The sequence below is a fragment of the Wolbachia endosymbiont of Trichogramma pretiosum genome, from assembly GCF_001439985.1.
GTDB lineage: Bacteria > Pseudomonadota > Alphaproteobacteria > Rickettsiales > Anaplasmataceae > Wolbachia.
On the sequence record NZ_CM003641.1, the window covers coordinates 111,441 to 135,407 of the forward strand.

The 23,967-nt window shown below is 33.2% G+C and carries 25 protein-coding genes and 3 pseudogenes; 12 read left to right on the top strand and 16 right to left on the bottom strand.

All coding sequences use genetic code 11. The annotated features are described in order from the left end of the window. Positions 1-60: 60 nt before the first annotated feature. Positions 61-407: pseudogene (locus wTpre_RS05995) on the top strand (JAB domain-containing protein). Between the two features lie 664 nt (positions 408-1,071). Here wTpre_RS05995 and wTpre_RS06000 read toward each other — a convergent pair. Continuing rightward, the gene (locus wTpre_RS06000; protein WP_245609452.1) at positions 1,072-1,362 is read right to left on the bottom strand and encodes a hypothetical protein; all 291 of its coding nucleotides are present in this window, start codon (positions 1,360-1,362) and stop codon (positions 1,072-1,074) included. Between the two features lie 104 nt (positions 1,363-1,466). Next, positions 1,467-1,769: a hypothetical protein gene (locus wTpre_RS06005; protein ID WP_245609453.1), complete on the bottom strand. Its 303-nt coding sequence runs from the start codon at positions 1,767-1,769 to the stop codon at positions 1,467-1,469. A 252-nt stretch (positions 1,770-2,021) separates the two neighbouring features. On the opposite strand from wTpre_RS06005, the gene wTpre_RS00560 reads away from it, so the two are divergent. Then, positions 2,022-4,103, top strand: a complete 2,082-nt coding sequence (locus tag wTpre_RS00560; RefSeq protein WP_458695164.1) for a heme lyase CcmF/NrfE family subunit — start codon at positions 2,022-2,024, stop codon at positions 4,101-4,103. 211 nt (positions 4,104-4,314) lie between these two features. Here the strand turns inward: wTpre_RS00560 and wTpre_RS06010 are convergent, their stop codons facing one another. The 6 genes and pseudogenes from wTpre_RS06010 to wTpre_RS06035 all read right to left on the bottom strand — a co-directional run bounded on the left by wTpre_RS06010 (position 4,315) and on the right by wTpre_RS06035 (position 6,294). Beyond that, a complete protein-coding gene (locus tag wTpre_RS06010; protein WP_245609454.1) occupies positions 4,315-4,533 on the bottom strand; it encodes a hypothetical protein in 219 nt (72 codons plus the stop codon). A 51-nt stretch (positions 4,534-4,584) separates the two neighbouring features. Further along, positions 4,585-4,815 (bottom strand): hypothetical protein, encoded by a 231-nt coding sequence (locus wTpre_RS06015; protein ID WP_245609455.1) that lies wholly within the window; start codon positions 4,813-4,815, stop codon positions 4,585-4,587. A 415-nt stretch (positions 4,816-5,230) separates the two neighbouring features. Continuing rightward, positions 5,231-5,521 (bottom strand): ankyrin repeat domain-containing protein, encoded by a 291-nt coding sequence (locus wTpre_RS06020; RefSeq protein WP_369665133.1) that lies wholly within the window; start codon positions 5,519-5,521, stop codon positions 5,231-5,233. A gap of 408 nt (positions 5,522-5,929) precedes the next feature. Further along, positions 5,930-6,010 carry an ankyrin repeat domain-containing protein gene (locus tag wTpre_RS06025; RefSeq protein ID WP_245609551.1) on the bottom strand — a complete coding sequence of 27 codons (81 nt, stop codon included), beginning with the start codon at positions 6,008-6,010 and terminating at the stop codon, positions 5,930-5,932. Continuing rightward, positions 5,996-6,091: pseudogene (locus tag wTpre_RS06030) on the bottom strand (ankyrin repeat domain-containing protein); the annotation flags it as partial. The pseudogene wTpre_RS06030 and the gene wTpre_RS06025, both read right to left, overlap by 15 nt. After that, the gene (locus wTpre_RS06035; protein WP_245609456.1) at positions 6,079-6,294 is read right to left on the bottom strand and encodes a hypothetical protein; all 216 of its coding nucleotides are present in this window, start codon (positions 6,292-6,294) and stop codon (positions 6,079-6,081) included. The pseudogene wTpre_RS06030 and the gene wTpre_RS06035, both read right to left, overlap by 13 nt. Before the next feature lie 195 nt (positions 6,295-6,489). Between wTpre_RS06035 and mutS the strand changes: the two genes are divergently transcribed. Next, positions 6,490-9,000: a DNA mismatch repair protein MutS gene (gene mutS / locus wTpre_RS00570; protein ID WP_068651182.1), complete on the top strand. Its 2,511-nt coding sequence runs from the start codon at positions 6,490-6,492 to the stop codon at positions 8,998-9,000. 568 nt (positions 9,001-9,568) lie between these two features. On the opposite strand, the gene wTpre_RS06040 is transcribed toward mutS, so the two are convergent. Next, the gene (locus wTpre_RS06040; RefSeq protein WP_245609457.1) at positions 9,569-10,222 is read right to left on the bottom strand and encodes an ankyrin repeat domain-containing protein; all 654 of its coding nucleotides are present in this window, start codon (positions 10,220-10,222) and stop codon (positions 9,569-9,571) included. 244 nt (positions 10,223-10,466) lie between these two features. Then, positions 10,467-10,569 (bottom strand): annotated as a pseudogene (locus wTpre_RS07445) (IS5 family transposase); the annotation flags it as partial. Between the two features lie 209 nt (positions 10,570-10,778). On the opposite strand from wTpre_RS07445, the gene aspS reads away from it, so the two are divergent. Beyond that, a complete protein-coding gene (gene aspS / locus wTpre_RS00585; protein WP_068651186.1) occupies positions 10,779-12,581 on the top strand; it encodes an aspartate--tRNA ligase in 1,803 nt (600 codons plus the stop codon). A gap of 98 nt (positions 12,582-12,679) precedes the next feature. On the opposite strand, the gene wTpre_RS00590 is transcribed toward aspS, so the two are convergent. Further along, complete coding sequence (locus wTpre_RS00590) at positions 12,680-13,312, bottom strand: glycoside hydrolase family 25 protein (RefSeq protein WP_068651188.1); 633 nt, start codon at positions 13,310-13,312, stop codon at positions 12,680-12,682. Positions 13,313-13,563: 251 nt separating this feature from the next. Here wTpre_RS00590 and wTpre_RS00595 point away from each other — a divergent pair, with 251 nt between their 5' ends. Next, positions 13,564-14,826: an MFS transporter gene (locus tag wTpre_RS00595; protein WP_068651190.1), complete on the top strand. Its 1,263-nt coding sequence runs from the start codon at positions 13,564-13,566 to the stop codon at positions 14,824-14,826. A 7-nt stretch (positions 14,827-14,833) separates the two neighbouring features. Here the strand turns inward: wTpre_RS00595 and wTpre_RS00600 are convergent, their stop codons facing one another. The 4 genes from wTpre_RS00600 to wTpre_RS06050 form a co-directional block, all read right to left on the bottom strand. Further along, the gene (locus wTpre_RS00600; protein WP_068652565.1) at positions 14,834-15,757 is read right to left on the bottom strand and encodes an RluA family pseudouridine synthase; all 924 of its coding nucleotides are present in this window, start codon (positions 15,755-15,757) and stop codon (positions 14,834-14,836) included. 108 nt (positions 15,758-15,865) lie between these two features. Continuing rightward, on the bottom strand, positions 15,866-17,257 hold the full coding sequence (locus wTpre_RS00605; protein ID WP_068651191.1) for an ankyrin repeat domain-containing protein: 1,392 nt from the start codon (positions 17,255-17,257) through the stop codon (positions 15,866-15,868). A gap of 11 nt (positions 17,258-17,268) precedes the next feature. Then, positions 17,269-17,418, bottom strand: a complete 150-nt coding sequence (locus tag wTpre_RS06045; protein WP_245609458.1) for a hypothetical protein — start codon at positions 17,416-17,418, stop codon at positions 17,269-17,271. Continuing rightward, positions 17,393-17,710, bottom strand: coding sequence for a hypothetical protein (locus tag wTpre_RS06050; RefSeq protein WP_068651194.1), 318 nt, complete (start codon positions 17,708-17,710; stop codon positions 17,393-17,395). The genes wTpre_RS06045 and wTpre_RS06050 overlap by 26 nt, the downstream gene beginning before the upstream one ends. A 193-nt stretch (positions 17,711-17,903) precedes the next feature. Here wTpre_RS06050 and wTpre_RS00610 point away from each other — a divergent pair, with 193 nt between their 5' ends. Further along, positions 17,904-19,190 (top strand): Na+/H+ antiporter NhaC family protein, encoded by a 1,287-nt coding sequence (locus wTpre_RS00610; protein WP_068651196.1) that lies wholly within the window; start codon positions 17,904-17,906, stop codon positions 19,188-19,190. 174 nt (positions 19,191-19,364) lie between these two features. Here wTpre_RS00610 and prfB read toward each other — a convergent pair. Next, positions 19,365-20,466, bottom strand: a protein-coding gene (gene prfB, locus wTpre_RS00615) for a peptide chain release factor 2 (RefSeq protein WP_245609459.1) whose coding sequence is annotated in 2 segments (ribosomal slippage) — positions 19,365-20,399 and positions 20,401-20,466 — 1,101 coding nt in all. Because the reading frame shifts where the segments join, the coding sequence is not laid out codon by codon here. A gap of 157 nt (positions 20,467-20,623) precedes the next feature. Between prfB and wTpre_RS05555 the strand changes: the two genes are divergently transcribed. The 6 genes from wTpre_RS05555 (at position 20,624) to wTpre_RS00635 (ending at position 23,943) form a co-directional block, all read left to right on the top strand. Then, complete coding sequence (locus tag wTpre_RS05555) at positions 20,624-20,761, top strand: hypothetical protein (RefSeq protein WP_157054996.1); 138 nt, start codon at positions 20,624-20,626, stop codon at positions 20,759-20,761. A 78-nt stretch (positions 20,762-20,839) separates the two neighbouring features. Beyond that, positions 20,840-22,210 carry a magnesium transporter gene (mgtE, locus tag wTpre_RS00620; RefSeq protein ID WP_068651198.1) on the top strand — a complete coding sequence of 457 codons (1,371 nt, stop codon included), beginning with the start codon at positions 20,840-20,842 and terminating at the stop codon, positions 22,208-22,210. 488 nt (positions 22,211-22,698) lie between these two features. Beyond that, complete coding sequence (locus wTpre_RS00625; protein ID WP_083495751.1) at positions 22,699-23,046, top strand: hypothetical protein; 348 nt, start codon at positions 22,699-22,701, stop codon at positions 23,044-23,046. A gap of 187 nt (positions 23,047-23,233) precedes the next feature. After that, positions 23,234-23,524 (top strand): hypothetical protein, encoded by a 291-nt coding sequence (locus wTpre_RS00630; protein WP_083495752.1) that lies wholly within the window; start codon positions 23,234-23,236, stop codon positions 23,522-23,524. Positions 23,525-23,563: 39 nt separating this feature from the next. Beyond that, positions 23,564-23,728 carry a hypothetical protein gene (locus tag wTpre_RS05560; RefSeq protein ID WP_157054997.1) on the top strand — a complete coding sequence of 55 codons (165 nt, stop codon included), beginning with the start codon at positions 23,564-23,566 and terminating at the stop codon, positions 23,726-23,728. A gap of 20 nt (positions 23,729-23,748) precedes the next feature. Further along, positions 23,749-23,943 (top strand): hypothetical protein, encoded by a 195-nt coding sequence (locus wTpre_RS00635; protein ID WP_083495753.1) that lies wholly within the window; start codon positions 23,749-23,751, stop codon positions 23,941-23,943. Positions 23,944-23,967 lie beyond the last annotated feature (24 nt).

The following is a 23,967-nucleotide window of genomic DNA, read 5'->3' on the forward strand; positions in this document are numbered from 1 at the left end:
TTTTGTTCGTTCTGTACGAGAAGAAGTAAAGGACCCACCTATAATCAATAACTTGGAAATTTGCTTGCTTATTTAAAAGCAAGTATAGCAAGCCTTAATAAAGAAAATTTTTCCGTCATCTATATGAATAAAAGATATAGTCTAATAGCTGAAGATCTACAGAAATTTGGTACAGTAGATCAAACTCCTATTTACGTTAGAGAGATCATAATACGAGCTCTTTTGATTGGCTCAACATCCATTGTAATATCCCACAATCACCCAAGTGGAGATATACAACCTTCAAGTAGCGATGTGTTTCTCATCAGACAGCTTGCAAAAGCATAGGAATAGAACTAATAGATCATATTATTATCACACTTAGTAGCTATTTTAGTTTTAAGGAAAATAGGCTTTTATTAGAGTAGATCTAAAATTGCTTTTGCCATTTTTCTTATTGTGGAAGTAAAGCTATACATGAGGTGGTTGCCAGTGGAACAAAATTTTCCTTCTGGAAGACAATGTGTGATTTAGGTGGCGTAATAGTTGCAAATTAAAAGAAATACATGGTATTTGCCACTATTAGAAATCTCCTGTTTTGATAAGACTTATGAGGTCTTTATTGGGTTTTTGAATTTTGTTGAAGCACTCACATGCTTACTCTGATATTTTATTCATATAGCCTAGTTAGTTCAAATTCAACGTTAATTTGTGAAGCTCTGAGTTCTATTAGGGGGTTTTCTGGTTGAAGATCTAGCTTATTCTGTATGTTCGGTAAGCAAATTAAAGATGAATCAAAAATTTCATCATACTGCTCTGCTTCATTTACACAATTGATTATTTTCTTAAATTATTCCACATCTTGCGGCGTATCTTTTAATATTGCGCTTATTTGGTTGGGTTTTGACGAAATTTCCTGATATACAGCAATTCTCTCTTGATATATATCAATCATTTTTTGACATGTACTACCTCTAAATGGTTATTCTGCTTTTTCCTTTATGTAGGAGCTCTGAAAATTTTTGCAATTAAGGACTGCTTCTCTACATTTTTATGTCACTAATTATATTGGTTATTGACTTACTTACTTTCTCATGCTCTTCTTTTTTTGATTATACATTTATTCTTTTTATGGCTCATTTTATCATACAGATTTCTGCATTCTTTATATGATACCAGCGGTTGTAGTATTCCTTCCTCTACACCTTTATTATAAAAATTCTTCAACTCATCGCTTGATAGTATTCGTATAGCATCTTCCCTTTTACCTTGTGATTTAGGATACTTTTTGTTCAGTGAACTAATATAATTTAATAGGAAACTATTGGTTAAATCTTCCTTTTTCACTTTTGATAATTTTTTTAGTATTTCTATATATTTCAAAGTTTACGCAAAAAGCTGCGTATCAGATATAGCAAATCATGGCAGTGGTTTGCTCTGCGCCTTATAAAAATCGGTTTGTAAAGAATCTTCGGCTTATTTTTTTATTACTGAAAGTTCATTGAAGGCTTTTTCTGGATTGATTTTTTTTTAAATACTAGTAGTTTTTTAATCGTTCTTTCTCTCTTTTTATTATCTTGTTTTTCGTTTAAGATTAAGCTTTCAGCCTCAGTAAAAGCATTGCCTTGGGCACTTTTGGCAATATTACAAACAACGTCTTTTACAACTTGCTTAGTTGCTACATAATCTATTTCCTTTGTAAAGCAATCAATAAATAGATGCCAAATTTTTTTTTTGTTAACGGACTTACTTGTTTTATGTTCTAAATCTTCTACATCTTTGAATCCCAAAATAGTATAGAGATTTTTCAATTATTGGTTAAGCATGTTGTTTTACCACTTTACCTTTTATATCGAATAGAAATTCACTAATCTTAGTTGTGCCCATAATATCACCTCACAATATTGATATTATATAATATAAAGTATAAAAGCTTAATGCTTAATTTTTACTTACTATTAATATAATTGAAGATTAACTTTGTTCCTATATTAAAACTTTAATTCCCAATTTATTATTAGTAATATCATTATATGAATCTTATGCCTGAATTTGGGAATATATTTTTATTGGTAGCCTGTTTGTTATCTTTAACGTATTTGTTTCTACCGTTTAGTTTTTACCGATTCGTTTCCTCTGCCATATTTTTTTGTGTGTCAGCATCAATGGCTATTTTGATCTACTGCCACATTAAAAATGATTTCTCACTTGAAAACGTATATTACTACTCACACACAACAAAACCTTTGATCTATAAGATTTGTGGTGTTTGGGGAAATAAAGAAGGGTCTATGTTGCTTTGGACCTTAGTGCCTGTCATGTATTTATTACTAATGGATATTTATATACCTTCTGTCATCCCAGTACCCAGACACTGGGATCCAGACAATTTAATTGCAAGTGATTACATCAAACGGCGGTGTAATAAAAACTGGATTCCAGTGTCAAGCACTGGAATGACACCAGAACGAACTAATGGTAGTAAATTAAAAAAAATATCTCTTATCACCCAAGGCTTGCTTTGCTTTTGTTTTTTACTGTTCACTTTACTTGAATCCAACCCCTTCACTAAAATGCCAGGCATTGAAACAGATGGACTGGGTTTTAATCCGATATTGCAGGATATAGGCCTTGCTATTCATCCACCGGTATTATATTTGGGGTACCTTGGATTTAGCGTTCCTTTTTCGCTCTCTATAGCTGGATTAATTTTAAATACTGAAGGAAATGTTTGGGCTAAAATTGTCAGGCCTTGGGTACTTATTTCTTGGTCGCTGCTCACTTTTGGCATCAGCTTGGGTAGCTGGTGGGCATATCGTGAACTCGGTTGGGGTGGATTTTGGTTTTGGGATCCAGTGGAAAACGTTTCTTTGATGCCGTGGCTAATTGCAGTGGCGCTGACACATTTGTTGCTCGTTGTACGAAATTTCAATACTTTAAGGAATTTTACTATTTTACTTACGCTCACAACTTTTATATTGAGTGTGACTGGAACATTTCTAGTCCGCTCAGGAATACTTACCTCAGTGCACACGTTTGCAGATGACCCAAGATATGGACTGTATATATTAGCTCTACTTGGTGTAATTACAGTCAGTAGCTTAGTAATATTTGTAGTGTTTACGAGAAAGAAGCACACATCTTTCCAGTATTCGATATTGGAATCTGAAAAGAAATCTGCTACTCAAGTGACAGAAGGTAGAAGATTCTTTTCACGCCTTACGATGATGCTGATGAACAATTTATTATTCATCACTGCCTTTTTCATCGTGTTCGTTGGTACTTTATACCCTACAATGCTTGAGTATTTAACAGGTGAATTAATTTCAGTTGGAGCACCATATTACAATTCTTTATTTAACTCTATTGCACTAGCTATTCTAGTGCTCACCATGATAGGGCAATACTGCAGTTGGCAGGGAAATAGTCTATTGCCAATATTCCATGAATATAGATTTTCATTTTGTAGTGCTGCAGCTATTTTGCCGTTTATCTTTCACATGGAGCTAATGATTGTACTATCAATTACCATCTCCATAGCATTATTAATCTTTGTTTTAGAAGCATATAGTAAAAGAATTTGTTTATTTAAGGTAGCATTTTGTGAATCACTTTTATTAGTAAGAAGAGTGTCTAAGTCCTACTATGCAATGATGCTTGCTCATGCTGGAGTGGCAATTCTAGTACTTGGTATATCTTATTCAGTTGGTTGGCAGGAGAAAAAAGAAAACTACTTGGGAATAGGAGACAGCATAACAGTCAATAAATTTAAAGTTACTTTACGAAATATTGAGCTAATAAAAGAAAAAAATTTCCATGCAGTGAGGGGTACAATGGATATCAGGAATTTGCTGAATTATAAGATATTAGGTGAAGTAACTCCTGAATATAGATTTTACCTTGTGGAAGGTCAGAAAAATGTTGAAAGCAGTATCTGCCATAATTTATTTTCTGATATTTATGTTGTAATTGGAGAGATTGATAAGAGTAAGAGCAAAATCGCAGCTAAAGTGCACTATAAACCTGGAATGTCTATAATCTGGCTTGGATCCTTTCTTATCGCTTTTGGTTCGCTCCTTGCTGCTTTGCCTTCTAGCAAAAAAGTAGTTCCTTCAGTATCATAAAGTTTGCATTTTTTGGCAATTTAAACTTAAGTTAAGCAACACTAACCTTGCTAGCGAATTTTCTCTATGTTCTGTTGTACAGTAGGCAATAAAGATATATTTTCTAACGAAGAGCTTACATGATACATGGAATCTACTTCCTTAGGCCTTTTAAAATATCCCTGCTTAATAGCGTCGTAGAAAGAAGAACCACCAAGCAAGCAGTTCTCACCTAACTCTTCTTTATAATTTTTAAACTTTTCAATATTTCCTCCTTGTTACTCACTTCTACTATAATTTTTCCTTCATCTTGCACATCAGAATACAATCTAGCATCTACTTTTCCCAAATCAGTATGAAAAGTCAGTACTATATTACCTATAAGGTCAGTATAATTTCTTACCCCACCTTCTGTTAAAATTTCTGTCTTGCTTTCACCTATTGTTATCACTTCTCTTCGAAATTCTGTGCTTTCATCTGTTCCATTTATGATTTTTGCAACCTAGACTATACTATTCTTTGAGTATTTCAAGTAGAAAGTGAAGTTGTCCATTTTTGCCTCTTTTACCTTACCAGTAGTTGCGTTTTTTGCAGCTTGCAAAAACCTTAGAGAGTAATGTATATAGCTTTTACTTGCTTCTTTAAGATTAGCTTTGTGGTCTTTAAACTTCTCTAGTTTATCAATTACAATTATTCTACTTAGAGTTTCAAATACTGCACCTCTTTTTACCAAATTACATACTATGCGACTAGCAACTTCTATGTCCCTTTCACCTTGAAAAATCTTTAATTCACTAATTCTTCTTATTACATAATCTGTAAAATTATACTTACTCTCATAAGTATTTTCATATATATTTCCCTCACAAGTAAGATTGAACCTTACCCTAGATTTTATAGCTTCATTTACAACCTGTTCTAGCTGATTTATGTTTTGAACTTCATATAATTTACAAAAATATTTATCTGGATCTTACTCATCTAGTAGAAAATCCTCTCCCCATAGATTTACACTTTTGTACAAATACTTTTTTCCATTATAGTCAACTTGTGTTTTTTTACGAAAAGCTCCATAAATAACATCATCAGTTAAAAATTACTCTTCAATATTAAGGTTGGGATTATTAACTGCAAATTCTATTGGGGTTTTACCTTTTTTTATCCTTTATATCAAGATTAGCTCCTTTCCTTAGAAGCAATTTGATAATTGTATCACAATGACCAGAACGAGTAGTATAATGCAAAGGCGTTCTTCCTGTGTCGTTTTTTTCATGAGGATCAGCACCTGAATTCAACAGTAAATCTATGCATTCTTCTGAATTGCTACATTCCATACTTGATAGAATATGCAGTATTGTCAGTTTAGATTCTCCTCTTTTAAGGTTGAGAATGGTTTTTAGATCTTGATTACTTTTATGATCTAGTAAAAATTTTTTAATTTTTTCAACATCGTTCTTATTATCCTTATAAGTAACACGTGGAAAGTCTTTAAAAGTACTTAAGAATTTTTATTCAACTCCTTCTGACTCTCTGTTAAGTTGGACATGTTAACAAGCAACGTAGATATCATCTTACCAAATGCACTTCTTTCGACAACATCCGTTAAGGAGCAGTCATTGCGAAGTAGCAACGAGTATTTAGTCAATTCATATTCATCATCTTTTTGTTGCTGTGTTTTTTCTGCTTTCTTAGAGTGCTCAAAATCATTTTTTATTCATTCAATCAAAAGCTTTAATGTGTTAAAACTTTTACGTCCCAATGAAGGATCTGCTTTGTTTTCAAGTGGAATTCTTGCCATTTCTGAATAGCCATTTCTAATAGTTCAGCATAACGAAGTACGCCTGTATTCAGGCTACGTCAACATTAGCCCTTTTCTCTAATAGGAGTTCTACTATTTCTTCATGTCCATTGATAGTAGCACAATGCAAAGGAGTAAACCCATTTTGATCTGCTACATTAACATTAACTTCGTTTGCTATAAGAAGCTCTACCACTCCTATACTGCCACTTGCAACAGCAAAGTATAAGGAATTCCATCTATCTTGATCTGCTGTATTAACATTAACTTTTTTTTTATTAAAAGTTCTGCTATCTTTACAAGATCATTTCTAGCAGCTATATGTAACAATGTACTTTGATCATCGAATGTATAATTTATGTTAAATTCACTATCTTGCCACTTTTTATACTTTTCTGGATCTTTTTTTTTCAATTCCTCTTTTACCTTTTCGATTATATTGTTCTTATTTAAGTCACTTATTGTCCTTAATATTTTAATAACCGTTCATATTCCATAATTATACCTCAAACTATTTGTTTTTGTACTATAGCTAAAAAAAATTATTTATCCATTATAGTATAACCAATACCAGGGTAAGTGGTTTGCTGCTAACATATTTAAAATGTTATGAACTTGATAAGAGAAAAAAATACCCCTGCAATGGAGCAATATTTAAATTTGAAAGCTCAATACACGGATCATCTATTGTTTTATAGACTGGGCGATTTTTATGAATTGTTTTTCGATGATGCTGTTAAAGCTGCAAAATTGCTGAATATAGTGCTAACCAAGAGGGGCAATTCAAATGGACAAGAAATACCAATGTGTGGAGTGCCAGCACACAGTAGTGAATCTTACCTGCACAAGCTAATAGATTTAGGATTCAAAGTAGCAATCTGTGAACAATTAGAAACTGCTGATGAAGCAAAAAAGAGGGGCTATAAATCCATAGCAAAACGTGATGTAGTGCGAGTTGTAACTCCAGGTACAATTATAGAAGATTCACTACTGGAGGATAAAAGCAATAATTATCTTGCATCCATAGTTGAACAAAATGATGAATATGCTATTAGTTGGCTTGAATTATCGACGGGAAAATTTTTTCACACTTTAACGAGTTTGAAAGCTCTAGATAGTGATTTGTTGCGTATATCACCAAGAGAATTATTAATTTCTGAAAAATTCATTGAGGACGAAAAAATTAGATCGATTTTAAAAAATTATAAAATATCAATTACACAACACGTACAGAGTTTTTTTGAGTATAGTAAATCTCACAGAACGTTATGCGAGTTTTATAAAATCAGGGAACTTGGAAGTATAGGAAATTTCAGCAAAGTAGAAATCATGGCGTGCGGTGCACTACTTGAATATGTTAGAGTAACACAAAGGGGCTCCATTCCAAGGCTTGAATTCCCGAAAACCTATAAGCAACAAAATTTCATGCTTATTGATGCTTCAGCAAGGAGAAATCTTGAGTTATTCTCAACTCAATTTGGTGAAAAGAAAGGTTCACTAATTTCAGTTATTGATCACACAGTTACAGCTTCTGGTGGACGCCTGCTCAAACAAATGCTTGCTTCACCACTTACTTGCTCCAAGGCAATCAATTTGAGGCTCAACACCACTCAATTTTTTGTAAATAATTATGAGACACGTAGAAAAATACGAGAGATATTATCTAACATTCCGGATATTGAGAGGTCTTTATCGCGCTTAATACTAGGACGTGGTTCGCCAAAGGATATGAACCTATTAAAAATAGGCCTAGGAAAAACTTTAGAGTTATCTGATTTTCTGTCTACCTTGCATAATTATTGTTTAAGTGAAGAACCGGCAGCTAACTCTCAGATGTCATTCAAATGCTTGAACAGAGAAAAGTCTACTACTCAGGTGATAAGTAGTAACGAAAGTGAACTAAGCACAATACATAAAAGTCTTGGTAATCATAAAGATCTATTCGAGCTTCTAAACAGTGCTATACTTGGTAACAACCTCATTTCCGTAAAAGAAGGAGGATTTATCAATCCAAAATATGATCAAGAATTATCCGAATTATACTGTATATTGAACAACAGTAACAAGTTGGTAACTAAGCTCCGTGAGTCTTATCGCGACCTAACTGGCATTGCTGCACTCAAAATATTACACAACAATATACTTGGTTACTACGTTGAAGTATCGGCAAATCACAAAATAACTTCGAATATATTTATTCATAGGCAAAGCTTAGCAAATAGCATGCGCTATACTACTAATGAATTGAAAGAACTAGAAAATAAAATTCTTACGGCACGTGATGCTGCAATCGGCTTAGAAGTGAAAATTTTTAGTGAACTATGTAGTAAAGTCGCTAAAGAATCTGAAAAAATTGCTCTTGCTGCAAATGCTTTGGCAAAACTTGATATTAGAGCCACGTTTGCGGAGCTTGCAGTGCAAAATAATTACGTAAAACCCATTATCGATGACAGTAAAGAGTTCAATATCTGTGGTGGAAGACATCCAGTGGTTGAAGTTAACGATAAATTCATTTCAAATAGCATCAATTTAGCTGGTATACATCTAATTACTGGTCCTAATATGGCGGGAAAAAGCACTTTTTTGAGGCAAAACGCTCTCATTGCAGTTTTAGCTCACATGGGGTCATTTGTGCCAGCAGAGAGTGCGCATATAGGAGTGATTGACAAGATATTTAGCAGGGTTGGTGCAACAGATAACATAACAGCTGGTTATTCTACCTTCATGGTAGAGATGATCGAAACAGCAACGATAGTAAATCAGGCAAAAGATCGTTCCTTGGTGATACTTGATGAAATTGGTAGGGGCACAGGGGTATATGATGGATTATCTATTGCACAGGCGGTGATTGAACATATTCACAACATAAATAAGTGCCGCGCCATTTTTGCAACTCATTATCATGAATTGACTAAAGTAGGTGAATACTTAGAAAATGTAAAATGTTTTTGTATGAAAATAAAAGAATGGAAAGGAGAAGTCATCTTTTTACATGAAGTAATTGAAGGCATTGCAGATGAGTCATATGGAATACATGTAGCAAAACTTGCTGGGTTTCCTGATTCTGTTTTAAACAGAGCAAGAGAAGTATTTGAGGAGATAAAGGCTTGCGGAAAGTAACATTATATTACTCCACAATTATGGGGTTTTAGCAATCTATGGCGCTTTAATTTTAGTCAGCTTTCTGAATAGCTGAATTAATGTAGCACTGATCTATTGCCACATTGGTCAAGATTCCAATTCCTTCACCTACAACTGCACCTACAGCTCCTAATGCTAGTTGAGTACCAATTCCAGCAGAAGATCAAATAATTAAGGAAGTAAGAAAATATAATGCTAAAGCGCAAGTTATTGCAGCTACACTTATAACAGCCAGCTTTCTCGGACAAAAATTTTCTGGTGACTCAGCACTAGATATGAATGATGATTTTACTAGATTTTTCTACTTTCGTGATCTAAAAAGCCACTCACTGTTCTCATTATAGGATGGATAGATCGGTCACTAGTCAAGTAAATTCTATCTCCCACTATATCATGAAGCTCTTTAACTTGAGCTTTATATTCATCCCAATAGTTTGATAACTCTTATTGGTCATTGAGAAGATCTGGTTTATTTGAAGTTGTTAACAAGTGTGAGTCATGTTCCAAAATATATCTAATTGTAGCTTTCCCTATATCTATATGCACTTCAGTAATTGCATACTTTAAAACACCTTCTGCTTTTTTTTCTTCCAATATTAAGATCAGCACCAGCTTTTATCAATAATTCTACTATCTTTGGAGAATTATGAAATATAGTAATATCTAAAGGGACCATCTCATTACAATCTTTAATATTTAAGTTTGCTTTTTGTTCTATTAAATAACTTATAAATTTTAAGGTTTTATCAGATTTTTGATTGTCTATGTCTTTATGTTTGTAATATATTATAATTGCAAAATTCAACGCAGTTTCACCCTTTAACTCACTACCACCCATAATTAATGTCTGATAGCTTTTTACCCCTTGATTTATTAAGTTAACATCCGCGCCGTTTTCTATTAAAGCCTTAGCTCCTTTGAAATTGCTTTTTGCAATTTGCAGATGAAGTAAGTAACAACCAAGATGATCAGTTGCATTAGGATTTACACCTTGTTCAATCAAGTACCTTGCAATTTTATCATTAAATTTGTGATCATAAGTTGCAGATTGTATTGGCTCAGGATTTTGCTGTAACTCATCTTTAGCTATTAATCTACTCACCTGACAGATTGATTTTACTGACTCTAAATCTCTTCTTCGAATTTCCTTTGTGACTGCAGCGCTAAAGCTTATAACCTTTTCTATTAGATATTTGTCCATTTTACTATCAACAGCATAACCTAATCAATTTGTACCATTTTGGGAATTAATCTCAGCAACAACATCTTTAATAATAGAGCTGTTTTTCTCAAAATTAATTTTACTTTTTCTAAGTCATTCTCCTTAACAACTCTAAGAAGCTTTTTTTAATACAGAATCTTTCTTCTTATTTTTAGCTATAATTTTCTGTAGTTCCTCAGGATTCATAAATACACCTCAACACATACAATCAAAGAAATTATATCCAATTTTCTATAGCTTGATTAACAAAATGAAAAATATTTCCTCTTTTTTTTGAGAAATTCGTTATATTCTCTTTGGTTACTTACTCTCATTTTTTGCGGCATAAGTTATACTTGTTTGGAAAATGCCTATTCTACAACTAAATTCGTTAGTAGTCATATATTGAAAAGCTTTTCTTCTTACAACAACCTCTAACGACACTAGCCATGAAACAAAGCCATCCGGAATTGTTTGTAAAGGATCTTTAGATATTATCTTGCCCAAAGGTTAATTTATTTTATAATCTTTATGTATTCTAGAAAATTTCAATCAAATGAACTGCTATAAAACTCACACGTGTAATGAATTAAGGAAGAATGATGTAGAAAAGGAAGTTACTCTCTCTGGATGGCTGTACCGTAAACGTGACCATGGTAACCTAATCTTTGTTGATTTAAGAGATTTTTATGGAATTACTCAACTGGTATTCAATAATGACAAAGACTTTTTTGATGAAATTTCAAATTTAAAATCAGAGAGTGTGATTACTGTCACAGGAACAGTCAAAGCTAGAACTGAAGATACGGTAAACAGCTCTATTTACACAGGAGAAATTGAAGTAATAGTTAGTAATTTACAAGTTGAATCGGAAGTTGAGTTCCACTGTGATGAAGAAATAGCAAAAGAAGAAAGGAGTATATTAGCAAGTATCTCTGGTGAGCAAGAATACCCAGAAAACATGAGATTTAAATACCGTTTTCTTGATTTAAGACGTGAAAAGGTTCGTAATAACATCATTCTGCGTTCACAGCTCATTTTAGAGCTCAGGAGGTTCATGATAGAGCAAGGATTTTTGGAAATTCAAACTCCAATACTTACTGCCTCTTCTCCTGAAGGTTCACGTGACTACTTAGTGCCAAGCAGACTAAATCCTGGTAAATTCTATGCATTACCACAAGCTCCACAGCTTTTTAAGCAGTTGCTCATGGTTTCAGGGTTTGATAAATATTTTCAAATTGCACCTTGTTTTCGTGATGAGGACGCAAGGGCTGACCGTTCTCCTGGAGAGTTTTATCAGCTCGACCTTGAAATGTCTTTTGTGACTCAAGAAGATATATTTCAAGTTATTGAATCTACTTTATATAAAGTATTCGCGAAATTTTCTCGCAAGTCTGTCGATAAAGATTTTCCACGTATTACATACAAAGAAGCAATGCTCAAATATGGATCTGATAAGCCAGATTTGCGTAATCCATTATTAATTAGCGATGTAACAGAAATTTTCCGTGATTCAGAGTTCAATATTTTCAAAAGCAATATTGAACGCGGTATGGTAGTGAGAGCCATTCCTGCTCCTAAAACAGCAGAGGAACCTCGTAGCTTTTTTGATAAAAAAATAGAACATGCACAAAAGGAATTCGGTTCTAAAGGTCTTGGATATATAACGTTTGATAAAGATGGAATTGCAAAAGGACCAATTGCTAAATTCCTTGATGACAATAGGTTAAATTCCATAAAAGAAATAACAAATGTAGAACCTGGAGATAGTGTATTTTTTGCTTCTGATAAGGAAAATGAAGCAGCAATAATTGCAGGGAAAGTGCGTATTCTTTTGGGATCAGAACTAGGTCTTATAGATGACAATATCTTCAAATTCTGTTGGGTGATTGATTTTCCTTACTTTGCGTATGACGATAAAAGTAAAAAAATTGATTTCTTTCATAATCCATTTTCTATGCCACATGGTGGCTTGAAAGATTTAGAAGAAAAGAATCCACTGGATATCCTTGCTTACCAATATGATCTTGTTTGCAATGGAATAGAGCTATCAAGTGGAGCAATTCGTAATAACAGACTAGATATTATGTACGGAGCTTTTGCCATTGCAGGCTACAGTAAAGAAGAAGTTGATGCAAAATTTGGTGCGCTTGTGCGTGCATTTAGGTTTGGAGTGCCACCTCATGGTGGAATAGCACCAGGAGTTGATAGAATGGTTATGCTACTTGCTGATGAGCCTAGTATTCGTGAAGTAATCTGTTTTCCTATGAATCAGCAAGGTGAAGACGTTCTAATGGGTGCTCCTTCTAAAGTAGAGGATAAGCATTTACGTGAGTTGTCTTTAAAGGTTGTTGAATAAAGTTACGTATAACTTGAGTTTGGGTGGAAAAAAAACAATAATATTGAGTTCTGTTAAAGTAGTGCTAGGGCTTAGCACTACTTTATAGTTTTAGGATATCAAAACGTTTGGTCTAGCGGGACTTGGCCATGTATTCCGTCTACTTCTCCTTGAGAGGTATAATTCCAATAAGTATAATTTTTACCCGCATCCTTCCAATCTTTAGGTAGTTCAGGCTCCGATCTTCCTCTCCAATCAGCAACCCATAATGGGTAGTGAGAAAAATTATATTCTTCTTGTGTATAGTAATCATCCCACATTTTTGGTGAAGCATATACAATTGGACTGTATCCTTTTTCATCCAATTGAGTCAATAAAGAATGAAGTTTTTCGGCTCTCTGTGTGTTAGTGTGTTTTGTAGGATCATCACATTTTGTTGTTCTTCCTGTGCAAATACCAGTTGTAGAACTAACAGCTAGCTTATTTGTACCTGGCTCAAAATTAGCTTTTTTAAGTTCGTTAACTATGTTATTCAACTGACCTTCAGGTGTCGAGGTCATCCTAAATACGTGATATGCCCCACCTTGCACATTATTATCTTTCATACCTTGAAAATTTTGTCCGAATTTACTGTCTTGATAAGTTTCTCCCTCAGTTGCTTTGGCAAATGCAAACTTTACCCCATCTTTTGCAACTTTCGACCAATCAATCCTTCCATCCCAATGAGATACGTCTATACCTTTTTGACTCATAATAACCACATAACCATAATAAATGCTGATTATAGTGAAAATCTTGAGATACGTCTATACCTTTTTCACTCATACTAACCCCATGATTACAATAAATGTTTAACATAAAATATAATAGTGAAAATCTAACGAATATCTTTTGAGCATATTGTAAACCATTTTATACTAAAACAGTTACAAAGTTGTAAACTACAATCTACAGACAAAAAAAACTTATTATTAGTAAGCTGAATTATAGTGGGTTAAAAATCATGAACAATATTCAAAAAGCAATATTATCAAGTATAATCTGCAATATGATTATATGGTATGAAATAACTCTGTTCGGAGTTTTAACGCATATAATAAGCAGCGTTTTTTTTTCTTCAGAAAGTGATTATTTAAGCACAATCAAATTTCTTGGCAGTTTTGCAATTGGATTTGGATTTAGACCACTTGGTGCATTTATTTTTGGTTACATTGGAGATAAATACGGCAGAAAGAAAATTTTGCTGACTTCCGTAATATTAGCTTCGATATCATCTACTGCAATTGCGCTTATACCAAGCTTTAAAGAAATAGGAATATTTTCTCCTATATTGCTTCTGCTTTGTAGAATGATACAAGGAATGGCAGCAGGTGGAGAAACAAGTATCAATTCAGCTTTTTTAATAGAGCATTCAAGCGATAAAAAAAATCTAGGCTTTTTAGGTAGCATGAAAGCTTTTAGTGGTGCTCTTGGTTCTATTCTATGCTTTGTAATGATAGCTATTTGCAAAAAGTTTACAGGTGAAAGTTATGAAATTTGGGGTTGGAGGCTGCCATTCTATTTTTGCTCTATTATGGGTGTAACAGGCTTTTTAATAAGATACATAATGGAAGAGAGTTTAGCGTACAAAACTCATGACCAAAATAAAAGCTTATCTAGTTCTCCATTTTTTGAACTAATCAAAACCTACAAAAAAGCATTTATATTAGCAATTGGACTTGGTATTGCCCAAAATGCAATCGTTTATTCGGTAATTATGTTTTATAACATATCTGTCAAAGAACTTACCTTCTCAGGCATTGATATTAAAAATCTAGTAAGGATCATGGTTGAAATCACATTTGGAACGTCTGCAGTGCTGTTTGCAATACTTTCTGATAAAATTGGAAGAAAAAATGTGATAATTCCTACATTAGTAACTTTAGCTTGTGTTAGCTTGCCTGTACTTTCGCTATTATCATGTAATAATCATTATATTATAACATTCACTTTTCTGTTGATGAGCATACCAATAGGTGCATCTTTTGGAATATATAATTCTCTCGCCTGTGAGTTATTTCCAACGAAAGTTAGATGCACTAGCTTCAGCTTAGCTCATAACATATCAGCAGGTATTTTTGGTGGCCTTTCTCCATCGATATGCATGTGGCTTATAGAAAAAACTGAAACAAAACTTGCAGCAGGGATTTACCTTACTGTTTGTGCATTAATTAGCCTAATATCTGTACTTCAAATTAAAGCCAAAGACAAAAAAATTGATTGGTGAAATCGCTTCAGTCAAAAGATAGCGCTTCAATAGATTTTTCGATATGTTTAGGGACAGGAGCAGTAATAGTGACTTCTTTATTATTTGGCAATTTTAGAGACAAAGAATATGAATGCAGGTGAATCTGATTTGCTACTTCATCAATAAAAGCTTTTTTACCGCCATATTTACCGTCACCAAGAATAGGGCAATTTATATGAGCTAAATGTACACGCAACTGATGGGTTCTACCAGTAATTGGTTGTAATTCTAGATAAGAGATATTGTGTTTTAGCCTTGACACAATTGAAAAGTGTGTAGTGGCATTATGTAGTGAGTCTTCATCAATGACCACTCTTTCTTGTCCTGAAATATATTTTTTCACCAACGGATAGTCTATTGTTCCATTATCTTTGCTCGGTATACCAGAAGTTAATGCTAGGTAAGTTTTTTTTATCCTCCGTCCTTTAAATTCTTCCATAAGGTATCTTGCAACGCTAGCATTGCGTGCGAATATTATTACTCCACTTGTATCCCTATCTAGCCTATGAACAATTTTAAATATTTCTCTCTCTCTTATTTGGTCAAGTAAATCACTAATGCTAATTTTTACCTTTATGCCGCCTTGAACAATGACCCCTGCGGGTTTGTTTATAGCTAGTATATATTCGTCTTCATATAATATGTTCTCTCTTAGTAGATTCACTAACTTTTCATTATATTTGTAGTCAGAATTAGTGTTCTCAATATAGTCTAAGTATCTTATCATTATAGCTTGCCCAGAACTTACCCTATCTCTGGATTTTGCCGTGCAATTATCAACCTTGATTAATCCTTTCCTTAGAGATTTCTCAATTGAAGATTGTTTCAAATTGGGAAAAATTCTTCTGATGTACCTGTCTAGCCTAACGTTATTGTCTTCTACTAATATAGTTTTGATAACTTCTGACATCTTACTTATAAAAATTTTATTGTGTAAACTAAAATCTAACATAGCCAATTTACTCCTCAGTTTCAGCTACTTGCATCGAGTGCTACGTGCTGGAATTTAGAGGATTATTTAACTATTTATAACAGCTTCATACATAGAGAGGTGAGTATTAGGCTCTTTAATACTAGGGCCTGGAAACGCTTCAGTGTTAGGCCCTGACTTCATACACTCAATGCCATTAGCTAAAGATGTTACTCTTCCTACATTAACATTTTTAGTGCGATATGACCACCTGCAAGTACTATGTAATATTTGTTCTTTTATTCCATCCATTTCAGTTGGATACACTTTAGTGTTAGTCCCTAACTGCACACATTTAATGCGGTCAGTTATAAGTTCTACTCCTTTTTCATTAAGTTTAGCGTTATACTGTAATTGTTCAATTTGATTAGCTTGATCTCTTATCATACGTTCAAAGTTGATAGATAGATGTAATTCTATTTCTCTCAACATATGTGATGCTATGTGTTGCACTATCATTAATGCTGTGTTTCTGAGTATACTTGATTCTAAGTCAAGCTGTGTAAGTATAGCTAGTGCTCTTTGTTCTGCTTCCACTAGAAGATTACTTATACCTTGACGTTTAGCTAAATCTCTTACAGTTTTATAATAATTATCAGGCAATGAAGGATTTGCGCCATAGCATAGTAAGGTTATTACTACTATCCAGTTTCTACGTTCGACAGCATAAGTTAAAGGAGATTCCCCTAAGTCATTCTGCGCATTAACATTTGCTCTATATAAAATTAAGATCTTTACTACTTCCTGATGGTTATACTTGGCAGCTTTATGTAAATCAGTTGATCCTAAGTCATTATCTGCATTAGCATTTACTCCAGCTTCTAATAGGGCATGTACTATTAGTGTATCACCATTTCCGGCAGAACAACGTAAAAACTCGGCTCCCATCAATTTCATCACATCCTTCCATATTCCAAGTTGTATCATAGTAGTTACTGCTTCTCGATAATTATATGGACAAATAGAAAGTAATATTTTCTGTGGATCATTCGTCTCAATACTTGCTCCATGGGCTATTAGATAATACATTACTTTTCTATTGCCTTTTGTAGCAGCACAATTAAAAGGAGTCCACCCCCATGCATCCTTATGGTTAACATTTGCTCCATATTTTATTAAGAGCCCTACCACTTCCACATCAACATTCGTAGCAGCAATATGTAAGGGAGATCGTCCAATTAAATTATCCTCTAGATTAACATCTGCTCCATATTCTGATATGCCCTTTAATAGGGCTTTTAATATTGAAATATCGTTTTTTGTAGCAGACCAATATACAGGAGTCCATCCAGATACATCTACCATCTCAATATTTTTGTCAATATTCTTGTCGTTTTTTATTATACAATCCACCATCGCTCTATCAACATTTGCAACAGCAATATGTAAAGGAGTAAGTTTAAGCGCCCCATTATTCTTAACATCTGCTCCATTATTCATTAAGAACCTTACTACTTCTTTACGTCCATTCCTGGCAGCTTCATAATACACATTTTTACTTTCTTTAGTCTATTTAATGTTTTTAATATCTTTTGTGTATCTAGCATCACTGGCACCTTTTCTGAGATCTTTCGTTCATTTAGCACATCCTCTAGAGCCACTGTTTTTGATTCTTCTGATTTCTCTTGTACACCTAACCTTTTTAGCATTCTTTTTACCATCTGTTGAGCATTTGACACCCTTGACTTCTTTTTTAGTCTCTTTTTTAATGACTCTTGTGTCTCTTGTACTCTTGCTTGATACTTCCAATCCATGCGATATCTCTTCTAACATTCTTGATGTTTCTGCTTGTCCTAGTATCTTTACTTCCTTTAAGAGCTCTCTTATTCTTTCAATTACATTGTCTTTACTTAAATTTACCTCTTGATCAATTAACCTAATATTGTGTTCCACTGTTCATATGTCATTACCATAGCTTTACCTCATACTATAGAGTATTTTTTGATGCTATATATTATGGTAGAATAGCCAACGCGTTTTCCATAGTGTAACTTTATAGTCTAAAAGGACTGTTATTAACTTACAGAAAACCAAGCTTGCCTGAAAGCACTTAATTGATTATAATCACAGGTTTTAAGGCAGTAAAATGACAGCTTTTTTTCCTTTGGTTATTTTTTTGATCTTATACCTTGGAAGTGGTGTCTATTTTTCCTTTATTGGAATTGATAATCCTCTTAGCCAAGTTTCACCAGTAATTTGCCTACTACCGGCGCTATTTTTTGCTGTTGCATGCAGTGCAGGTAAAATTCAACGTAATATCGATACTGTCATCGAGGGTATGGGCGATAAAAATACCCTTACTATGTGTTTAACTTTTCTATTTTCTGGAGCATTTTCTGTGGTGACTCAATCAATTGGTAGTGCAGATACTGTTGCTGATTTAATTCTCAATTTCCTTCCCGCAAGATTACTACTGCCTGGAGTATTTTTGGCTTCCGCTTTTATATCAACTGCAATTGGTACGTCTATGGGGGTTATTGTATTAATGGTGCCAATAGCTGTTAACTTGGCAAAAAGTGGGGCTTTTGGTCTTGAAATAGGAACTGCAACTGTAGTTGGAGGTGCCGTATTTGGTGATAATCTTTCAATAATATCTGACACTACTATTGCATCTGTGTCTTCACAGGGGGCCACGATAAAGGATAAACTTAAAGTGAATTATAAAGTAGCATTTGTTGCCAGCATTATAACGCTTGTCTATCTGGCAATTATTGCAGATAGTACAAAAATTATTCCTACATCAAATTTAGATTATTTGTCAGTAATAAAGATTATTCCTTATATTTCTTTAATAATCATGGGATTATTTGAAGTTACTACTTTAGTAACAATAACTATAAATATAATTGTTGCTAGTGTATTAGGGATGACTTTTTTTGACTATACTATCATTCAACTCTCTCATGACATATATTACGGTTTCAAAAAAGTAAACGAGATAGTGATATTTGCTCTATTTATTGGCGGATTGAGTCATATAATGTACAAGCAGGGTCAAAAGGCATTACACAAACTTATCGATGAAAGCAATATCACAAAAACTAAAGCTGAATTTGTAATAGCTGGCATAGCATCTATGTTTACTGTTTTAGTTGCTAATAATACCATTGCTATTTTGTTAAGTGGCGATATTGCAAAAAGGCTCGCGCAAAAGCATAGTATTCCTTCATACCGTAGTGCATACTTGTTAGACATTTTTGCTTGTGTTACAAAAGGCATTTTGCCTTATGGTTCCCAGCTGCTGTTAGCAGGTAGCATTGCTTCCGTCTCACCTATTACTTTGTTAACACAAATTTATTACTGCTTTATTTTAGCAGCAGTTACAGTAGGTGAAATAATCATCGATGGCAGACGTTGCGTGGCTACAACTTAATGTACGAAGATTTCTCTTTATATTACATTTTTGTTCCCATAAGAAACGAGTTGCCATTTTCATCAGCTACTTAGATAATAGATATATTCACAAAATTGTTCTATTTTTCTCAATAGATTTTGGTTTTCTTTTTCCCTTATTAGAAGAGCATAAAACTTAGCTTTTTAATAAATCTCATTTTAACTCCAATACACTAACTATGAAACAATCTATATTGCCATCAAAAACGGAATTTATATTGCCAACTTCATGTCCAGTCCTTAAATCCTTTACCATTTGATATGGATGCATAACATACGATCTGATCTGACTGCCCCAACCTATATCGCATTTCTTGCCATATTCTTCGGCCATTTTCTGTTCTTTTTTTTCCAATTCAATTTGATATAAACGCCCTTTAAGTAGTTTAAGTGCTTCATCTTTATTTTTATGTTGAGAACGACCATTTTGGCATTGAGCTACAACGCCTGTTGGAATATGCGTAATACGTACCGCGCTTTCAGTCTTATTTACATGCTGACCACCTGCTCCAGAAGCACGGTAAGTGTCGATCTTTAAATCCTTTTCATCCACAACAATATCTATTGAATCTTCAATCACTGGAGTTACTCCTACACTTGCAAAACTGGTATGACGTTTACCATTTGCATCAAATGGTGATATTCTAACTAATCTATGAACTCCACTTTCGCTTTTTGCCCACCCATAAGCTTTTTCTCCGATGATCTTTATTGTTATAGATTTTATACCAACTGCATCACCATCTAATTTTTCTACAACTTCAACTTTAAAATTGTGATAAATTTCTGCCCATCTTGTATACATGCGCATGAGCATCTCAGTCCAATCATTGCTCTCTGTTCCACCAGCTCCTGAGTGGATTTCTAAAAAGCAGTTATTGTTATCTGCTTCACCAGTAAATAAGGATTCTGTCTCTTTAAGTTTGATTAATTTCTCTAGCTTTACTAACTCACCTTTAACTTCAGAAAAAAATTCTTCATCATTCTCATCAATAGAAGATTTCATCAAGCTGATAGCATCGTTGTAATCGCTTTCTAGCTTTGAAAACGACTCTATGTCATGCTTAATTTTAGAGCGTTCTTTTAAAATTTCTTGTGCTTTTTGATTGTCTTGCCACAGATTATCATTAGACGCTTGATAATCCAGATCTTCAAGACGCAACTTCAATTTTTCTATGTCAAAGACACCTCCTAATGAGAGAAATACTTTTATTTAAGCCTTGAAAGTATTCAAGGATTTCTGGATGGGTTTTCATTATACCTTAGACTTTAATATATTTATTATCACTAACAATAACAGCAAACAAAATAGAAATTTAACCATATAATAGTTAATTCAAAACAATTTCATTGTACTTGAATGTTCAATAAAATCAAGTGTGTATATTTATTAAAAATAAATAAGGTAAAGTAATGAATATTAAAACAAGTTCTCATTATGGTTTAGACAAAAAGGCTATTGATGATTTAATAGAGTCTCTCGATAATCAAGAATTAGAGAACGTTCGTAATATTGTAAAAACGATAGATAGCGTTCAGTATAATAGTTAATTCAAAACAATTTCATTATACTTGAATGTTCAATAAAATCAAGTGTGTATATTTATTAAAAATAAATAAGGTAAAGTAATGAATATTAAAACAAGTTCTCATTATGGTTTAGACAAAAAGGCTATTGATGATTTAATAGAGTCTCTCGATAATCAAGAATTAGAGAACGTTCGTAATATTGTAAAAACGATAGATAGCGTTCAGTTAGCTTATTTTTTATCTACTTCGATCAGTGATCACAGGGAGAAATTAGTTAATATACTTGATCAACACTTGTTAAGTGATGCCTTAGTACATGTAGTACCAGATTTACAAGTAGAGATCATAGAAATATTGGGAATAGAAAATACAGCGAAGTTACTAATGCTTATTGATATAGAAGATATAGTAGCCATAGTGAAAGATTTAGATAGGAAATCTATAGAAAATATACTTAACTACTTACCCAATGCAACTCAAAAATTAGTAGAGGAATTGTTGTCATACCCAGAAGAAAGTGCAGGAAGGTTGATACATAAAAATATGGTTATAGCTCCATATTATTGGACGATAAATCAGCTAATGGAATTCTTGCGCAACTATAAAAAAATACCAGAAACATTTTATCAAATTTTCATCATTAACTCAAAATTAGAACCCATAGGCATTTTTAACTTAAATAAGGTAATATCTCACTCAGGAGAAACAACAATAAAAGAGATAATGAGTCAAGATATAAAAATAATTAAAACTGGAATGGACCAAGAAGAAGTAGCAAGAATATTTAAAGATTACGCTCTATTATCAGCTCCAGTAGTAAATAAGAATGGTAAAATTACAGGTGTAATACTTATTGAAGATGTAATCAAAATTGTTCAACAAGAAGCAGAAGAGGATGTGCTTAAAATAAGCGGTGTATCTTCTAAATCTGATATAAATGCCCCTATACATAAAACTATAATTAAAAGACTACCTTGGTTGCTGTTTAACCTCTTGGCTGCAACAATATGTTCTGTAGTAGTTGGCTTTTTCGATAACGTAATACAAAGTTTTATAGTACTGCCAATAATTATGCCAATCATTGCATCGATGAGCGGAAATGCAGGATCCCAAACAGTAACACTAACTATCCGGGCAATCGCAACAAAATATCTAACTGAGCAAAATGCAAAAAGAATACTGATGAAAGAATTTTTAATAGGTCTTATAAACGGGGTGATCTTATCTACTATTTCATTAGTAGTGTTAGCAATAAGGTTTCACAATGTCAAAGTGGAGATGATTTTTGTGGTCTCCATGATTATGATGTCAATTATTGCAACGTTCATTGGAACTTTCATTCCTATAATGCTTCACCGTTTAAGATCCGATCCTGCTGTTTCGTCTTCAATCTTAACATCAGCAACAACTGATATTCTCTCAGCTCTTATATTTTTTGGTCTAGCCACGATCTTTTTATTAAATAGCTGAATCTTGCTATATAAAAAAATTGCTTTACAAGCTTTACCGTCCACGTTGTCATTGCTCATAGATGCATTGAAGAAGAAAAATAACAGTCGATAAGAAAATAAAAGTACATGAAACTGAGCTGCTTTAGTTTTAAAATAAAAACTAAAATAAAATACTAAAGTATGCAAAAAATTCTTGCTTTACTAGGTCTCTTTAGCTAGAATGCAGCGCAATGTAAAGAATACATGGGGTGTGGGTTAGATGTATTGTATTATGCATATCACTCAGAAAGCAACTAAGGATTTTTTGAGCATATATCTATTTTAGTCAGAAGTCAAAAGAAAAGCACACTGTTACTCAGCAATTAAAGTTACTTAGGATTAACGTAAGGTTTCTACCGCAATTTGGTTTGGTACAGCTACATAAGAATCAAATGTTGAAATCAATCTTCAGAAAAGAGGTTTACGACAAAACAATCAAAATATGAATATTAAAATATAGGCGGCTTTATGTTAGGTAAAGAAAATATAGGAGAACAAGTAGCAGATAATCAAATGGATTATGTAGATGCTGGATCAGCAATAGTTGATTATGAAAATATATTATCTAGTGAAGAACTTCAGTGTGGACGAAATCAAGAGAGACCTAGAGTAACAAGATCTTCATCTATAGGCAGCAGTAGTACATCGACTGATGATGAAGAAATGTTTAGCTGTATAAGCATTACAAGTGATGAAATAGTGAAAAAAGCAAGTTTTTTTTTGTTACGACTTTTGTTAAAGAATTCGAGGAAAAACTATCTGAATGTTCTAAAGAAGCGAAACCAGGTTCAAAAGTACGTAAAACAGGTAAAGTAGTAGCTAAGGTTGTATCAACTGTGGGTAATTATATTCCACCAAGTGTGGAGAAAGTAGGTGCTTCTCAAGTTATGGAGTGTGTGAGTTTTATTTCTATAAACCAACATAGGAAAAAAAAGCAAAAATATTTTCTACAATAGTTGCGCCTTCAGAAGCTAACTTAAGAAAGATTTTAATAGAAGCTGGCTTGGAAGTTTTTCAAAGTTTTGAGAAACAATTCACTAAAATTGTGGATACTAATCAGTCGTCTTGTAATAGGGGGATTGAGAAGTTATCAATGGATACTGTATCCAGTGTAATAAATTACACTACATCTTGCAACGAGAAAGGAGAATTTTCCAATCTTCACATAACTAAAGGTGTTATTTTAGGTAAATCAAAAAGAAAGTACCCGTTTACTATACGTACTGGACATCAAGTAAAAGATAAACAAAGTGGTGAAATGTTGATGACTTCAGAGTTATATGAAAAGGTGTAAATAGAGAAAGCAGAGGATGAGATTATTAAGTATTATAAATTGAAGGAGCATGACTTTGCTGAAAAATACGGCTATCGGCTTCCCTTTAAGGGGGAATTAGAAAATTTGGAAGAGTTAGAACAAAAATATGTACTTAGTGAAAAATCTAAAAAAAGAGAGTATGTGCGTATTTTAGATGAGGAAAAAAAAGAAAGGATTGGCTAGTAGTATATTAAAAGAGATCAATGAAAACGATTCAGCAAAAAAAAAAGGATATACAAGGACTGCGTGAAGAAATCAGAAATTTAAGAATACTTCATGAAAAAGAAGGTAAAAATACATTTTCCTTTAATTTGGGCTATTTACCAAAATTCTTTCTAAAAAGAGAAGTGATGTCAGACGAATTAAAAAAGAAATTAGATAGTAAAATCAAGAAGTAGAACTTTCACGAATGGTCTTGATTA

What these genes read in the sequence shown, in the direction of transcription:
- wTpre_RS00560 (WP_458695164.1), top strand. Translation starts at nt 2,022, where the DNA reads ATGCCTGAATTTGGGAATATATTTTTATTGGTAGCCTGTTTGTTATCT.
- mutS (WP_068651182.1), top strand. Translation starts at nt 6,490, where the DNA reads ATGAACTTGATAAGAGAAAAAAATACCCCTGCAATGGAGCAATATTTA.
- wTpre_RS06040 (WP_245609457.1), bottom strand. Translation starts at nt 10,222, where the DNA reads ATGGACAAATATCTAATAGAAAAGGTTATAAGCTTTAGCGCTGCAGTC.
- aspS (WP_068651186.1), top strand. Translation starts at nt 10,779, where the DNA reads ATGAACTGCTATAAAACTCACACGTGTAATGAATTAAGGAAGAATGAT.
- wTpre_RS00590 (WP_068651188.1), bottom strand. Translation starts at nt 13,312, where the DNA reads ATGAGTCAAAAAGGTATAGACGTATCTCATTGGGATGGAAGGATTGAT.
- wTpre_RS00595 (WP_068651190.1), top strand. Translation starts at nt 13,564, where the DNA reads ATGAACAATATTCAAAAAGCAATATTATCAAGTATAATCTGCAATATG.
- wTpre_RS00600 (WP_068652565.1), bottom strand. Translation starts at nt 15,757, where the DNA reads ATGTCAGAAGTTATCAAAACTATATTAGTAGAAGACAATAACGTTAGG.
- wTpre_RS00605 (WP_068651191.1), bottom strand. Translation starts at nt 17,257, where the DNA reads ATGAATAATGGAGCAGATGTTAAGAATAATGGGGCGCTTAAACTTACT.
- wTpre_RS00610 (WP_068651196.1), top strand. Translation starts at nt 17,904, where the DNA reads ATGACAGCTTTTTTTCCTTTGGTTATTTTTTTGATCTTATACCTTGGA.
- wTpre_RS05555 (WP_157054996.1), top strand. Translation starts at nt 20,624, where the DNA reads ATGAATATTAAAACAAGTTCTCATTATGGTTTAGACAAAAAGGCTATT.
- mgtE (WP_068651198.1), top strand. Translation starts at nt 20,840, where the DNA reads ATGAATATTAAAACAAGTTCTCATTATGGTTTAGACAAAAAGGCTATT.
- wTpre_RS00625 (WP_083495751.1), top strand. Translation starts at nt 22,699, where the DNA reads ATGTTAGGTAAAGAAAATATAGGAGAACAAGTAGCAGATAATCAAATG.
- wTpre_RS00635 (WP_083495753.1), top strand. Translation starts at nt 23,749, where the DNA reads ATGAAAACGATTCAGCAAAAAAAAAAGGATATACAAGGACTGCGTGAA.